A 15,030-nucleotide genomic window follows, 5' to 3' on the forward strand; every position below is an offset into this window, starting at 1 on the left:
AGGGGCATGATGTCATCATCGACGCGGATGTCGCCTCTGCGCCTCGATCCAAATTTCCGCGCCCTTGACCTGCACCGGATCGAGCCGCAACGGTGGGTTCGGCCAGCCCAGTGATCGCCCCATCACTCAAATCGAATGATGCCGCAACTCGGCTCAGCCTCGACGATATCACGGAGAAGGTTGGGTATGCCGCCCTCTACGCTCCGCGCTCCCAGGCGACGGTTGATCGGAATGCGGCAATCGTCCAGACGCAGCCTTGCAAGCGGATGCGGCGCGACGATGTCAATGCGGACCATTGAAAAGCGGCACGCTTCAATCAGCGCCGCCATCGACCCGGCCCGTAGTCGGCCAGGCGCAACGGGAGCTGCCGAAGAGTGTTTCGTAAGTTCACGACGGCAGCGTCCGGCCCGACGCTGCCTAACTCGATGCTCGTCCAAGCGTCGGCTGTCTAGGGTGTCCCCCGTTTTGCCTTTAGGACCACGGCGGCTCTTCGCTCGTCCCGGCCGCATCGTCATGGATCGTGACCCCCGCCGAACGCAACCCGGTTAGGAACACGGTTCTTACGGAGGCAGGATCGAATCCAATATCCTTGGCGTTTGGTGGATGCGCCTCGCTGCCCTTTAATCGGAGTGCCAAGTGCAAATGCTCGCAAAGGTGCTGAACGACAAGGTTGACCTGATCGTCAGTCATGATCCGCTCTTCCTGCTACCATTTTGCTACCCAACAGATAGCACACATGGAAATAGAGCGGTACGCGATTGGACCACCCCAAGGATCACCCCCCGCGAATGCCCATGGCCGGGCTCCAAATCTGCGCCAATCGGCGCAGACCTGAACTGACCAGCAGGCAACGAGAACGACGCTTTTGGCCCCAGAGCAGACCTCTGGCAGAGAGCCTCCCTTCGGCGGGTTGCTGTCACATGGCCGAGCCATGGCTAATGGCTCTCAACGCGCACTTATCTCCGAGCTCGACGCCGCACTGCCCCGACACATGGGACTCTTGAACGTTTGCCGTTGCTTCTTTCCAACGCCTTTTGCACCCGGGTGCTAAGGTTTCGAAGCTCTGCAAGTTGAGAATTGAGCGACCAGACACGTTGGTGCAGAATGACCATACGGTCGCAGACCCGATCACGACTACTCATTACGCGCCCCTGGAAGAAGGCAATTGCAAAAAAACGCTGACGTTGGGCCAAAAAATAAAAGGGACTTTCAAGTCAATGGTAGCATCGTTTCACGTACAAAATGTGAAGCGGCACACACATGCAGGAATGTATTCCACCGCCGCTCCCGGGCCGATTACCGAGGCGGCGGCTTTTAGAAGACGACCGGCTGTTTCGAGGGATCCTTGTGGGTGTCCAGGCTCTTGGCGGACTCCGCGACATCCGAAACGGGCAACGTGATGTCAGGCCGCCGGCCGATGACCGGCATTGTCGCCATAGGCCTCTCCCGATAGAGCCCGAGGCCTTCGGTCACAGCCAGGTCTTTGAAGCAGAACAAGGCAGGCGTCCTCGCTCGCGGGGTGCACCCGTCGGCATTCTCGATGATCACCTGAAAGGTCCGACGGCGAGAGCGCTGATCGCGCACGCGCGCGCCATTTCGGCGACCGCCAGCGGGCGATGACATCGCCACCCGACGCGCGGGTTGGTCGGAAGCCGACGAATCTCTGATCTAAATGGTGCGATGACGCTCGATAGATGCCAGATCAGGCGCTACTCCGAGGCCCGGCTCTTCGTCCAATTCAATCGTGCCTTCCCTCACGTTGAGGACCGGGCCGCAAAACAGATCGCGCAAGGGATTGTCGTTCGCGTCGACTTCCAGCCAGCCATTGCCTCCGATACCGGCGAGCAGGTGCGCGGATGCAAGCAAGCCAAGACCTCCGCCTAGATAGTGCGGGCAAAACGTCTTGCCCGCCTTCAGAATGTCGCGAGCCAGTGGAGCGCAGACACTCAGCCCGCCCCATTTCGCAATATCGGGCTGAACCACGCCGAGCACCTCTTCGGCCAGAACTTCCCTGAAACCCTCGGCGCTCGAAATGTTTTCGCCGGCGGCAATCGGCATCTTCGCTGCGGCGTGCAGCCTGCGCCATTCCTCGCGCGGCCGATCGGCGCGGATCGGCTCTTCCAACCAGCGCAGATCGAACTGGGCCAGCCGCGGCAGCATCTCCATCGCCTGCGTGACTGACCAGCCCTGATTGGCATCGGTAGCAAGCATACCGGGGCCGACGATCCGGCGCAGCGCCGCCAAATTGGCGAGGTCGGTCTCGGCGCCGAACCCGACCTTCAGCTTCAGCGCGCGATGGCCGCGCTCGAGCGCGGCCTCCGCCGTCTGCGCCGCACCGCCGGGATTGATGCCGCTGGCATAGACCTTGATCTTGCGCGACTGACCGCCGAGCAGCCGCCACAACGGCAGGCGCTGGCGGCGCGCGGAGAGATCCCACAGCGCGAGATCGATGCCCGCAATCGCCTGCGCGAACGGACCAGGTTCACCGCATTGAAGCGCCAGAACTTCGGTGCTTTTGGTCAGCGGCTCGAAGGCCTGGGCAGGACCCTCGAATTTGCGTCCGACGAGGCCGGGGGCGAGCACCTCGTTGACGAGCCGGGCGCGATGCTCCGCGCCTGGAGCCGGAAAGTTGCACCAGGCTTCGCCCCATCCCTCGACGCCGTCCTCGTCGACAGCGCGAACGAAGACGGCGGGACGGTCGAGCATCTTGCCGAACGACGTCACCACCGGCGTTGCCAGCGGATAGCGATAGCAGAACGCCTCGATCGCGCGGATGGTGAAGCTGTCAGTCGTCATGTTGCAGATCCTGCGGTCGAGATCGAAAAGCGGCGGGCGCCACTATCTCAACAGGCGCGCGCGAAGTCACCCGCCACGTGCTGCACCGCGAAACCATTTGCGCCGCAACATCCAAAATGAGACTGCCCGTCAAGCGGAACGAGGCGCCCGCGCATGCACCGCATGCGACTTCGGCTAGCCTTCCCGTCAAATCCGCCAGCCTTTCGAGCTGCGGGCGCCGCGCCGGTTGGCACGGCGACAAATCGACGGTACAGGGAGGAGCACAATGTCGAAATGCAGTGTGGGACTGCTGGCGCTGAGCAGCCTGTTTCTTTCAGGCGCCGCGATCGCTCAGGAGAAGATCAAGGTGGGCGTGACTGCGACGCTCGAAGGCACCTACACGGTGCTCGGCGAGGACGGCATGCGCGGCCACCAGACGGCCCTCAACGTGCTCGGCAAGAAGGTCGGCGACAAGGAACTCGAATTCATCGTCGCCTCGACCGACGCAACGCCCGACTCCGCCGTGCGCGCGGTGCGCAAGCTGATCGAACAGGACAAGGTGCAGATCCTGCTCTCACCGCTCTCTGGCGACGAGGGCATCGCGGTAAAGAATTTTGCAAAAACTCATCCCGAGCTGACCTTCATCAATGCGGCCTCCGGCGCCCAGGAAACGACTTATGTCGATCCGGCCCCGAACTTCTTCCGGTACAACATGGACGGCGCACAGTGGCAAGTCGGCCTCGGCAAATACGCCTATGACGAAAAGAAGTATCGCAAGATCGCGACCGTCGGCGAGGATTACTCCTTCATCTACACCCAGGTGTTCGGCCTTGTGCTCGAGTTCTGCGGTGCCGGCGGACAGGTCACCAACCGGCAATGGGTGCCGCTCGGAACGAAGGATTTCGCCTCGGTCATCGCCGCCCTGCCCGACGACGTCGACGCCATCTATCTCGGGCTCGGCGGCGCGGATGCCGTCAACTTTCTCAACCAGTATCAGCAGGCCGGCGGCAAGGCGCACCTGATGGGCGGTTCCATCATGATCGACCAGACCATCCTGTCGTCGAAGGGCAACGCCAAGAACGCGCTGATCGGCACCATTGCGGCGAGCGGCCAAGCCGATACCTGGGAGGATCCGGGCTGGCAGAAGTTCGTGAAGGCCTATCAGGACGCCTTCCCGCCCAACAAGCGCTTCCCGAGCCCGTCGCTGCTCGCGACCAACTATTATGATTCAACCATGGCGCTGATCCTTGCGCTGCGCCAAGTCAATGGCGACCTCTCCAACAACCAGGCGAAGTTCAAGGAAGCACTGGCGAAGATCGAGCTCGACGCGCCGAACGGCAAGATCAAGCTCGACTCCAATCGCCAGGCGATCGGCACCAACTTCGTCACCGAAGTCGTCGACGACGGCAAGGGCGCGCTGTTCAGCAAGGTCGTGAAGGTGATCCCGAACGTGAACCAGACGCTCGGCTATGATCCGGCCGTGTTCTCGAAGATCGGGCTGCCGAGCCGCACAGTACCGGAATGTAAGAAGTACTGACGCATCACGCCTGCACCGCGCTGGCGGAGAGCGACTTGCTGACGCGGTCGCTCTCCGCTCTTGCAATCTCGCCGGGGTTGTTGAACGCTGGCCGAAAAGACAAGAACATTCGGGAGGGGAAGGCATGAGCCGCGCGCTCGCCGTCTTCCACGGCCGGTTCGGCCGGGCGACGGTTTATCAGTTGAACCGCCCTTTCAATATCCACGCCCATCGTGAAGGTCATCTGATCTTCCATGTCGGCGGCATGCCGGCATGCATCGATGTCTCCAACGGGCATTATGATCTCACCGAATCCTCGGTCGTTGCCGTCAATCCGTGGGAGCCGCACAACTTCCTGCCGGCCGATGTCGACGGCGGCGCGATCTTCTTCGTGCTTTACGTCAACGCCGAATGGTTTGCGCCGGACGCATCCGGCTCCGACCGGTTGCGTTTCGGCCGCACCCAATTCAGGCGCACGCCTGCGCTCGACAAGCACATCAGGCGGACCGCCGCGCTCGTGTGCGGCGCACCATCGCTTTCCAGCCTCGATTCCGAGCTGAGGCGGCTGATCGACATCTGCTACGATGAAAGCTGGCAACAGGCCGAGATCGCGCGCGATCCGCGCGCCAATGGTGCCGTGACCGACTTCCGTGTGCGCAAATGCATCAGGCTGATGTCGGAGAGCCCCGGGGCCGAGATGGAGCTCGATAGGATCGCGCGGGAATCCGGTTTGTCTCGACCGCATTTCTACCGGCTGTTCCGCGTCCAGACCGGCGTCACGCCGAATCTCTATCTCAACACGCTGATCATGGAACAGGCGCTCGAAGCGCTGGTGGCGAGCGAGGCGCCGATCGCCGATATCGGCTTCGATCTCGGCTTCTCCTCGCAAAGCGGCTTCACCCGCTTCTTCGCCGCCAATGTCGGGATGGCCCCGACCGATTATCGTCGCGCGGCCAAAGTTTTGCGCACCTAGCCGCTGCGCGAAAAGATACTCACGATCAAACGTCCTCCTCGCAGCCCGGCTAGGATGTGGGCAACGCGATCTCGCTAGAGAATTGCGAGTCCAGGGAGGATGTTCGCCCATGGCAGGGCTCGCAGCCGATAACGGCTTGCACGCCGCCTCGTCCCACTTGCGGGGAGAGGGTTGGGGTGCACCCGCGCCGAAGCCCGTCATCGAGCGCGCCTTTGGCGCGACCCGTTGGACGCGACCGCTCCCCGGAAGCGGCAGGGTTATCGCATATGATCTCTTGGAGTGGTCTGAGCAAGCGCCTCGTCCTTCGAGACACCCGCTCCGCGGTCTCCTCAGGACGAGGCTAATTGGCATCCGGCCCGTTGAACCTGCTGCCGCACACTCCGCGCTCATCCTGAGGAGCCCGCCAAAGCGGGCGTCTCGAAGGATGGGCCGCAGGGAATCGCTTCCCATATGCGATTGCCCTGCCGCAAGCGGGGCGAGACCATGAGCCGCTTTGTCGAACGCCATCCCGTCTGGGCGCTGATCGTGATCATTGCCATTGCCGTCGTGCTTTGGCTGGTCTTCGCGGTCTGGCCGCCGGGCCTCGAAGAGGCGATCGGCCGCAAGCGCGTCTTCCTCAATGCCGTCTTCAACGGCATCACGCTCGGAGGGCTCTACTTCCTCGTCGCCAGCGGCTTCACGCTGATCTTCGGCCTGATGCGCAACGTCAACCTCGCGCATGGCTCGCTCTATCTGTTCGGCGGTTATGTCGGCTACGCCATCAGCGCCTCGACCGGCTCCTGGATCCTCAGCTTCATCGTCGCTTTCATCCTGACCGCCCTGGTCGGCGTCCTGCTCCAGTTGATCGTGTTCCGCCGGATGGAGGGACAGGATCTCAGGCAGACCATGGTGACGATCGGGCTTTCGATCGTATTCGCCGACCTCATGCTGTGGGCCTGCGGCGGCGACTTTTACCAGATCCAGACGCCGAATTGGCTGATCGGCCCGGTGGAGCTGCCGCTGATCACGGCGATCAAATCCTCAGGCGAGCCGGTCTATCTCAGATATCCGCTGGTGCGGCTCGTGATCTTCGCCGCTTCCGTGATCATCGGCGTGGCGATGTGGCTCGCGCTCAACCGCACCCGGATCGGCATGATCATTCGTGCCGGCGTCGATGATCGCGATATCCTTGCTGCGACCGGAGTGCGCATCCAGCTCGTCTTCGTGCTGGTGTTCGCCTTTGGCGCGGGACTTGCCGGCACCGCCGGCGTGGTCGGCGGCACGTTCCAGTCATTGTCGCCCGGCGAGGACATCCGCTTCCTGCTGGCGTCCCTCGTCGTCGTGATCGTCGGCGGCATGGGTTCGATCCCCGGCGCCGCACTCGGCGCACTGATCATCGGCCTCGCCGAACAGCTCGGCTCGGTCTACATCCCGACCTACGCCATCGTCGTGACCTTCCTGATCATGGTGCTGGTGCTGGCCATCCGGCCGCAAGGCCTATTGGCGAGGCGCTGAGATGTCGCTCGCCCACGATGCACGGCTTGCCGTACGCCCCGCCACAATGGCGCAGCGCCCGGCACGGACGTGGCCGGAGGTCAACAATCCCGCCGCCTGGATCGTCGCGGTCATTCTCCTGATCATGCCGCTGATCGCCAACGGCTTCTTTCTGATCGAGATCTTCGCCTCCACCTTGATCCTCGGCACCATGGCGCTGAGCCTGATGTTCCTCGCCGGCTATGGCGGCATGGTCAGCCTGATGCAGCTTACCATCGCGGGGTTCGCGGCCTATATGGTCGCCGTGTTCGGCGTCAGCGGCAATGCCAATATCAGCCTGGGCTGGCCGTGGTGGCTCGCGGTGCCGATGGCGCTGACGCTGGCGACCGCTTTCGGCACGCTCGGCGGCGCGCTCGCGGTCCGCACCGAAGGCATCTACACCATCATGATCACGCTCGCGATCGGCGCGGCCTTCTACTATTTCACCAACCAGAACTGGGCGATCTTCAACGGCCATACCGGTATCAACACCGTGGCCACGCCGCACTTCTGGGGCGTGAACTGGCGCGCCGACATTCCCTTCTACTACGTCGTGCTCGCGGTCGCCGCGCTCTGCTATTTCGCAGTCGAATATCTCTCACGCGCGCCCTTCGGTCTTGCCCTCCAGGGCGTGCGTGACAATCCCAGGCGCATGGCTGCGCTCGGCTTCAACGTCAATGCGCACCGCGTCGCCGCCTATGCGTTCGCCTCGTTCGTGGCCGCGCTGGCCGGCGTGCTCCAGGTCTGGAACTACCGTCAGATCTCGCCGGGGTCGGTCAGCGTCGGAGCCTGCATCGACGTGCTGATCATCGCCGTTGTCGGCGGCATCACGCGCCCGATCGGTCCCTTCATCGGCGCGCTGATCTTCGTGCTACTGCGCACCTTCGCGCTCGACTTCCTGGTCAGGCTTGGCCTCGATGGCAACCGCTTCCGCCTGCTGATCGGGCTCGGCTTCCTCGCCATCGTGTTCTGGTCCTCGGACGGCGTCATCGGCCTATGGCAGCGATGGCGCCAGCGTCAGCGCCGCGGCGCGGACCGTTCCGGCGGAGGGCGCCGTGATGGATAGCGTCGCTCAACGCCTCTCCGCCGTGGGCGCCGGCGCTGCGCTGGAGCTCCGCGGCGTGACGCGCCTGTTCGGCGCGCTGGCGGCGCTGACCGACGTCACCATCACGGTGCGTCCGGGTGAGCGGCGCGCGGTGCTCGGTTCGAACGGCGCCGGCAAGACCACGCTGTTCAATTGCATCACCGGCGACTTCCCGCCCTCCTCCGGCACCATCCGCTTCTTCGGCGAGGACGTCACGCACTTCCCGCCTTATGAACGCATCCGGCGCGGATTGCGGCGGACCTATCAGATCTCGGCGCTGTTCCCCGGCCTCACCGTGCAGGACAACGTCTATCTCGCCTGCCGCGGCGTCTCGCGCGGACGCTTCTCGTTTCTGCGTCCGGGACAGAACGACGCCCTGATGCATGCGGCGGACAATCTCGTCCAGGCCGTGCATCTTTCGGCCGTGAAGGACCAGCGCGTGGCCGAGCTCGCGCATGGCCAGCAGCGCCAGCTCGAGATCGCGCTCGCGCTCGCGGGCGCCCCGCGCTTTGTCCTGTTCGACGAACCGGCCGCCGGCTTGTCGCCGACCGAACGGGCCGAGCTGATCGAGATCCTGACCTCGCTGCCCGCGCATATCGGCTACATCATCATCGAGCACGACATGGATGTCGCTTTACGCGTCGTCGAGAGCGTCACGATGATGCACAACGGCCGCATCTTCAAGGAAGGCCTGCCGCAGGAGATCCAGTCCGATCCCGAGGTGCAGGAGCTCTACCTCGGAGGCGGTCATGAATGAGGTCCGCCGCAGCAAGGCCGCGCTCGAGGTCCGCGGCCTCGATGTCTACTATGGCCACTCGCACGCCCTGCAAGGCGTCGATCTCACACTGGAGAACGGTGTGTTCTCCGTCGTCGGCCGCAACGGCATGGGCAAGACCACGCTGTGCAAGGCGATCATGGGTCTGGTAGGCGTGAGCGGCGGCTCGATCCGCGTTCGTGGCGACGACATCACGCGGCGGCCTCCGGCCCAGATCGCCCGGCTCGGCGTCGGCTATGTGCCGCAAGGACGCCGGCTCTGGCGCTCGCTCAGCGTCGACGAGCATTTGCGGCTGGCCGGCGGCCTGCGGCCCGGCGCCTGGACTGTCGATCGCATCTACGAGACCTTCCCGCGACTCGCCGAGCGCAAGGATCACGGCGGCGGCCAGCTCTCCGGCGGCGAGCAGCAGATGCTCGCCATCTCTCGCGCGCTACTCACCAATCCGCATCTCCTGATCATGGACGAGCCGACCGAAGGGCTCGCGCCCGTCATCGTGGCGCAGGTCGAGGAGATGCTGCTGCGGCTCGGTGAGGACGGCGACATGTCCGTGCTCGTGATCGAGCAGAATATCGGCGTCGCCACCGCGATCTCGCGCAACGTCGCGATCATGGTCAACGGCCGCATCAACCGCATCATCGACTCCGCCCGCCTCGCCGCCGACCGCGAGCTCCAGCAGCGCCTGCTCGGCGTCGGGCTTCACGCCGAGCTCGAGCCGGATATCGACGTCGCCGCGCCCGGTGTCGAAGCCAGGCCGGCGCCGGCGCCACGCCGCGAGGGACCGATCCGCATCTACATCTCCAACCCGACGCTCCCGACCCGATGGTCGCAACCGGTACCGATCGCCCGCATCGAAGCTGCTGCGCGAACGGTCTCGACGCAAGTCACCCGGCTCGAAGAGACGACGCGGCGCAAGCGCGAGCCGGTGACGACGCAGGCCGCCGGCCCGCCTGTGGCGTTGGTCGTCGGCACGCTCGACACCAAGGGCGTTGAGCTGCGCTTCATCCGCGACATCATCGCAGAAAGCGGCCTGCGCACGCGGCTAGTCGATGTTTCCACGAGTGGCAAGCATTCGTCGTGCGATGTCTCCGCGCAGGAGATCGCCCTGAACCACAGCCGTGGCGGCGCAGCGGTGTTCGGCGCCGATCGTGGCGCCGCCGTGACCGCGATGGCCGATGCCTTCGCCAACTGGCTGCGGCGCCAGGGCAATGTCGTCGGAGTGATCTCGGCCGGCGGCTCGGGCGCAGCGTCTCTGGTCGCCCCGGGGATGCGCACGCTACCCGTCGGCGTACCCAAGCTGATCATCTCCTCCGTCGCCTCGGGCGATGTCGGGCCCTATGTCGGTCCCGCCGACATCACGATGATGTACTCGGTCACCGACGTGCAGGGGCTGAACTCGATCTCGCGGGCGGTGCTGGCCAACGGCGCCAACGCGCTCGCCGGCATGGTCAAGGCGCGGCTCGATGCCCGCGCCGCAGCGGCGCGCGAGGCCGGCGGCCTGCCAGCGGTCGGTATTACCATGTTCGGCGTCACCACGCCGGCCGTTCAGAAGATCGCGGCCGAGTTGCGTGATGATTTCGAATGCCTGGTGTTCCATGCCACCGGCGTCGGCGGACGCTCGATGGAGAAGCTCGTCGAGTCCGGCCAGCTCGCCGGAATCATCGACCTCACGACGACCGAGATCTGCGATCTGCTCATGGGCGGCGTGTTTCCTGCGACCGAAGATCGCTTCGGCGCGATCATCCGCAGCCGCGTTCCCTATGTCGGCTCGGTCGGCGCGCTCGACATGGTCAATTTTGGCGCGCCCGAGACTATTCCCGAACGCTACCGCGGCCGCAAGTTTCACGTCCACAATCCGCAAGTGACGCTGATGCGGACAACGGCCGAAGAGAACGAGCGCATGGGCCGCTGGATCGCTGAGCGGCTCAATCAGATGGATGGCCCTGTACGCTTTTTCCTGCCCGAGGGCGGCGTGTCCGCCCTCGATGCGCGGGGCCAGCCGTTCTGGGATCCAGACGCCGACACCGCGCTATTTCGCACGCTGGAGCGCACGGTGCGGCAGACCGGCAACCGCCAGCTCATTCGCGTGCCCAAGAACATCAACGATCCCGAGTTCGCCGCCGCCATTGTCAGTGCGTTCCGAACCCTGTTCGGCCGTACCAAGGTGCGCCGAAGAGTAGCGAGGTGACCGATGGCGAGGTTTGAACGCGCAGCGCTCCTGAAGACCTTTCGCGACATGGCAAGGCGCGGTGAGCCGATCGTCGGCGGCGGCGCCGGCACCGGTCTATCAGCCAAGTGCGAGGAAGCCGGCGGCGTTGATCTCATCGTCATCTACAATTCGGGCCGCTATCGGATGGCCGGCCGCGGCTCGCTCGCGGGTCTGATGGCTTACGGCGATGCCAACGCCATCGTCGTCGAAATGGCGAACGAAGTGCTGCCCGTGGTCACCAGGACGCCGGTGCTGGCGGGCGTCAACGGCACCGATCCATTCCGCGACATGGACGTGTTTCTCGACCAGTTGAAGGCGCTCGGGTTTGCCGGCGTGCAGAACTTTCCGACCGTCGGCCTGATCGACGGCGTCTTCCGCGCCAATCTCGAAGAGACCGGCATGTCCTATGCGCTGGAGATCGACATGATCGCCAAGGCGCACGACAAGGACATGCTGACCACGCCCTACGTGTTCAGCGAGAAGGAGGCCGCCGCAATGGCGATCGCCGGCGCCGACATCATCGTTTGTCACATGGGCCTGACCACCGGCGGCACCATCGGCGCGCAGACCGCACTGAAGCTCGAGGATTGTCCCGCGCAGATCGACATCTGGGCGTCCGCTGCGCTCAGTGTCAATCCGGACATTCTGGTGCTGGCTCACGGCGGCCCGATCGCGGATCCCGCCGATGCCGATTTCATCATGAAGAACACCCGCCATTGCCACGGCTTCTACGGGGCGTCCTCGATGGAGCGACTGCCCGTGGAGCGGGCGCTGACGGAGCAGGTGCGTCAATTCAAGGCGATCGGCGCGCGGTAACGCCGAAGGTACGAGGGAGGGAAAGATGTCGGGGATTCTCGTCGGTGAATTGATCCTCTGGCTGATCGTCGCGATCGTCGTGATCGTGGTTGGCGTCTACATCGTCAACTGGCTGTACCACCGCTCCTCGAAGGAGACCTCGTTCGTCCGGACCGGCTTCCTCGGCGAACGCGTGGTCATCGATGGCGGCGCCTTCGTGCTGCCGTTCATCCACGACTACACGCCGGTCAACATGAACGTGCTGCCGATGGGCATCGTCCGCTCCAAGCAGGACGCCGTGATCACCCGCGACCGCATGCGCGTCGACATCGAGGCCGACTTCTATGTCCGGGTCCAGCCGACCCGCGAAGCGGTCTCGATCGCGGCGGCGACGCTCGGCCGCCGCACCATGGAGCCCGAGCAGCTCCATGCGCTGCTGGCCGGCAAATTCATATCCGCGATCCGCTCGGTCGCCTCCGAAATGACCATGGAGGAAATGCACGAGCGGCGCGGCGACTATGTCGCACGCCTCAAGACCAATGCATCCGAAGCCCTCGCCCAGAATGGTCTCGAGCTAGAATCGGTCGCGATCACTGATCTCGATCAGACCGACCTGGAGTTCTTCAACCCGTCGAACCGGTTCGACGCCGAAGGCCTGACCCGCCTGATGGAGGATATCGAGGCCAAGCGAAAGCTGCGCAACGATATCGAGCAGGACTCGATGATCAAGATCCGCTCGCGCAATCTGGAAGCCGAGCGGCAGGCGCTCGAGATCGAGCGCGAGAGCGAGACCGCGCGCCTCGAGCAGGAGCGCGACATCGAGATGCGCCGCGCCCTTCAGCGCACCGAGGTTGCCCGCGAACGCGCGCTCCGCGAGACCGAGGCCGAACAGGCGCAGATTTCTGCGCGGGAGGCCATCGAGCGCGCGCGCATCGCCAATGATCAGGCGATCGCGGAGGCCCGCATCGCCTCCGAGCGGGAGACCCGGCAGAAGGAGATCGAGCGCACCCGTACCATCGAGGAGAAGGAACTGCTGGCGCGCGAGGAGATCGAGAAGACCCGGATCGCCAACCAGCGCTCGATCGACACCACCCGCATCGCTTCGGAGCGCGAGGTACGCCAACGCGAGATCGAGCGGATGCGCACGGTCGAGGAAGCCGAGATCGCCGCGCGCGAGGCGATCGAGAAGGCGCGGATCCAGCAGGATCGCGTCGTGACCGACGCCCGCATCGCCAACGACGAGGAGACGAGGCGCCGCGAGATCGAGCGCACGCGTGCCGTGGAAGAGGCAGAGATTGCCGCGCGCGAAGCCACCGAAAAGGCCCGCATCGCCCAGACCATGACGGTCAATGTCGAGCGCATCTCCTCGGACGAGCGCACCCGCGCGCTGGAGATCCAGCAGGTGCGAACAATCCAGGAGGCCGAGATCGAGGCTCAACGCGCGGTCGAGGCGGCCCGCATCGCCCGCGAGCGGACGCTCGCGGCAGAGCGCATCGCCGCCGAACAGAACACACGGCAACTCGAGATCGAGCGCAACCAGGCACTCGACGTCGCCGGCATCGCAGCGCGAGAAGCCACGGAGGCCACGCGCATCGCGCAGGAGGAGCGCGTGCGCTCGCTTGAGATCGCCCGCAACCGCGCCGTCGAGGAAGCTGATATCGCCTCGCGCGAGGCGATCGAGGCGGCCCGCATCGCCCAGGAGAAGGCGGTTGCGGCCGAGCGCATCCAGGCCGAGCGCGAAACCCGCGCACTGGAGATCGAACGGACCGGCGTCTTGGAGGCGGCCGAGCTGAAGCGGCGTGACGCGATCGAGCGCCAGCGTATCACGGTGGATCTGGCGCTCGAGGCCGAACGGATCAATTCCTCCAAGAAGCGCGAGGTGCTCAACATCGAGCAGAAGAAGGCGATCGAGATCGCCGACGAGGACCGCGTCATCGCGCTGTCCACCAAGAAGTCCGAGCGGATCGACGCCGATCGCCAGGTCCGGCAGGCAGAGATCGTCGCACGCAAGGAGGTCGAGACCACCGACGTCTCGCGCGAGCAGGCGCTGGAAGCCGCCCGGATCGAGCGGCGTCGCGCCATCGAGCAGCTCGAGGTTGCTCGGGTGCAATCCTTGCAGGAAGCCGAGATTGCCGCGCGCGAGGAAGTCGAGCGCGCGCGCATCTCCTCCGACCGCGGCCTCGACGAAGCCCGGATCGGCCGCGAACGCGAGCTGCGCAAGCTCGAAATCAATCGCGAGAAGGAGGTCGAGACCGTGCTGATGGAGAAGGCGATCGCAATCCACACGAAGTCGCTGGAGGAATCCGCAGCCAAAGCATCAGCCGAGGAAGCGCGGATGCGCGCCACAGAAGCCACCGAGCGGGTCATCACCGCTCGCGAGAACGAGATTGCCAAGCGTCGCAAGGGCGTAGAAATTCTCATCGCCGAGAAGCAGGCCGAGGAGACACGGATCGCCGCCGAGGCCGAGCGCGTGCGCGCGGCCGTGGAAGCGGAAGCGCAGCGATTGCTCAACGAGGCCGAGAACGTTCTCACCGACCAGGCGCGCTACTCCCTCTTCCGCAGAAAACTGCTCGACCGCATCGAGGGCATCGTACGCGAGAGCGTCAAGCCGATGGAGAAGATCGAGGGCATCCGCATCCTCCAGGTCGATGGCCTCAACGGCAATGGCCACGGAAACGGCAATGGCGGCCGCAGCGCCACCGACGAGGTGATCGATTCGGCGCTGCGCTACCGCGTTCAGGCGCCGCTGATCGACTCGATCCTGTCGGACATCGGCGTCGAGGGCGGCAGTCTCGCAAAAATGCCGGGCCTGATCCGCGAGGCGCGCGACATGCAGGGCATCAGGGATTCCGCGCGCAAGAGTGGCGGCGACAAGCCGGCCTCCCCGCCTGCGGCCGAAGGCGGCGAGCCGCCGGCCGAGCGCGGGCCGAGAAAGAAGAGCTGAGGTCTGATCCATGGCCCGCGTCTATGTCTCCACCGTCGTCAACGCCCGCAACGACCGCGTCTGGGCGCGGGTGCGCGATTTCAACGGCCTGCCGAACTGGCATCCGGCCATCGCCGAAAGCCGGATCGAGGGTGGCGAACCCGCCGACAAGATCGGCTGCGTCAGGGATTTCCGCCTGCGCAACGGCGACCGCATTCGCGAGAAGCTCCTGGGCCTATCCGACTACGACATGTTCTGCACCTACTCGATCCTGGAATCGCCGATGGGCGTCGAGAACTACGTCGCGACCTTGCGGCTGACGCCCGTCACCGACGGCGACCAGACCTTTGTGGAATGGACCGCCGAATTCGACTGCGCGCCGGAGCGCGAGACCGAGCTCGTCAGCAACATCGGCGGCGGCGTGTTCCAGGGCGGCTTCGACGCCTTGAAACGCGTGTTCGGAGGTTAGCC

Annotated in this window: 13 protein-coding genes; 9 read left to right on the forward strand and 4 right to left on the reverse strand. The window is 64.8% G+C overall.

The features are described from left to right. Window positions 1–122: 122 nt before the first annotated feature. From IVA96_RS03025 to IVA96_RS03035, 4 genes are all read right to left on the reverse strand, one after another. Window positions 123–329: a hypothetical protein gene (locus IVA96_RS03025; RefSeq protein ID WP_247278278.1), complete on the reverse strand. Its 207-nt coding sequence runs from the start codon at window positions 327–329 to the stop codon at window positions 123–125. Window positions 330–471: 142 nt separating this feature from the next. Continuing rightward, entirely contained in the window at window positions 472–690 is a 219-nt protein-coding gene (locus IVA96_RS03030) for a hypothetical protein (protein WP_247278128.1), read from the reverse strand. Between the two features lie 624 nt (window positions 691–1,314). Beyond that, entirely contained in the window at window positions 1,315–1,437 is a 123-nt protein-coding gene (locus IVA96_RS35545; RefSeq protein ID WP_256464607.1) for a hypothetical protein, read from the reverse strand. A gap of 231 nt (window positions 1,438–1,668) precedes the next feature. After that, complete coding sequence (locus IVA96_RS03035) at window positions 1,669–2,796, reverse strand: mandelate racemase/muconate lactonizing enzyme family protein (RefSeq protein ID WP_247278129.1); 1,128 nt, start codon at window positions 2,794–2,796, stop codon at window positions 1,669–1,671. A gap of 265 nt (window positions 2,797–3,061) precedes the next feature. Between IVA96_RS03035 and IVA96_RS03040 the strand changes: the two genes are divergently transcribed. The 9 genes from IVA96_RS03040 (at window position 3,062) to IVA96_RS03080 (ending at window position 15,028) form a co-directional block, all read left to right on the forward strand. Further along, window positions 3,062–4,312, forward strand: a complete 1,251-nt coding sequence (locus IVA96_RS03040) for an ABC transporter substrate-binding protein (RefSeq protein WP_247278130.1) — start codon at window positions 3,062–3,064, stop codon at window positions 4,310–4,312. Between the two features lie 124 nt (window positions 4,313–4,436). Beyond that, on the forward strand, window positions 4,437–5,264 hold the full coding sequence (locus tag IVA96_RS03045; RefSeq protein WP_247278131.1) for an AraC family transcriptional regulator: 828 nt from the start codon (window positions 4,437–4,439) through the stop codon (window positions 5,262–5,264). Window positions 5,265–5,747: 483 nt separating this feature from the next. Continuing rightward, window positions 5,748–6,758, forward strand: a complete 1,011-nt coding sequence (locus tag IVA96_RS03050; RefSeq protein ID WP_247278132.1) for a branched-chain amino acid ABC transporter permease — start codon at window positions 5,748–5,750, stop codon at window positions 6,756–6,758. A 1-nt stretch (window position 6,759) separates the two neighbouring features. Then, window positions 6,760–7,842 (forward strand): branched-chain amino acid ABC transporter permease, encoded by a 1,083-nt coding sequence (locus IVA96_RS03055; RefSeq protein WP_247278133.1) that lies wholly within the window; start codon window positions 6,760–6,762, stop codon window positions 7,840–7,842. Further along, on the forward strand, window positions 7,835–8,617 hold the full coding sequence (locus IVA96_RS03060) for an ABC transporter ATP-binding protein (RefSeq protein WP_025035423.1): 783 nt from the start codon (window positions 7,835–7,837) through the stop codon (window positions 8,615–8,617). The genes IVA96_RS03055 and IVA96_RS03060 overlap by 8 nt, the downstream gene beginning before the upstream one ends. Continuing rightward, on the forward strand, window positions 8,610–10,820 hold the full coding sequence (locus tag IVA96_RS03065; protein ID WP_247278134.1) for an ABC transporter permease: 2,211 nt from the start codon (window positions 8,610–8,612) through the stop codon (window positions 10,818–10,820). The genes IVA96_RS03060 and IVA96_RS03065 overlap by 8 nt, the downstream gene beginning before the upstream one ends. Before the next feature lie 3 nt (window positions 10,821–10,823). Next, entirely contained in the window at window positions 10,824–11,657 is an 834-nt protein-coding gene (locus IVA96_RS03070; RefSeq protein WP_247278135.1) for a phosphoenolpyruvate hydrolase family protein, read from the forward strand. A 25-nt stretch (window positions 11,658–11,682) separates the two neighbouring features. Continuing rightward, window positions 11,683–14,580: a flotillin family protein gene (locus tag IVA96_RS03075; RefSeq protein WP_247278136.1), complete on the forward strand. Its 2,898-nt coding sequence runs from the start codon at window positions 11,683–11,685 to the stop codon at window positions 14,578–14,580. Window positions 14,581–14,590: 10 nt separating this feature from the next. Then, window positions 14,591–15,028 carry an SRPBCC family protein gene (locus tag IVA96_RS03080; protein ID WP_128939213.1) on the forward strand — a complete coding sequence of 146 codons (438 nt, stop codon included), beginning with the start codon at window positions 14,591–14,593 and terminating at the stop codon, window positions 15,026–15,028. Window positions 15,029–15,030 lie beyond the last annotated feature (2 nt).

This window comes from Bradyrhizobium sp. 159, assembly GCF_023073795.1.
Taxonomy (GTDB): Bacteria; Pseudomonadota; Alphaproteobacteria; order Rhizobiales; family Xanthobacteraceae; genus Bradyrhizobium.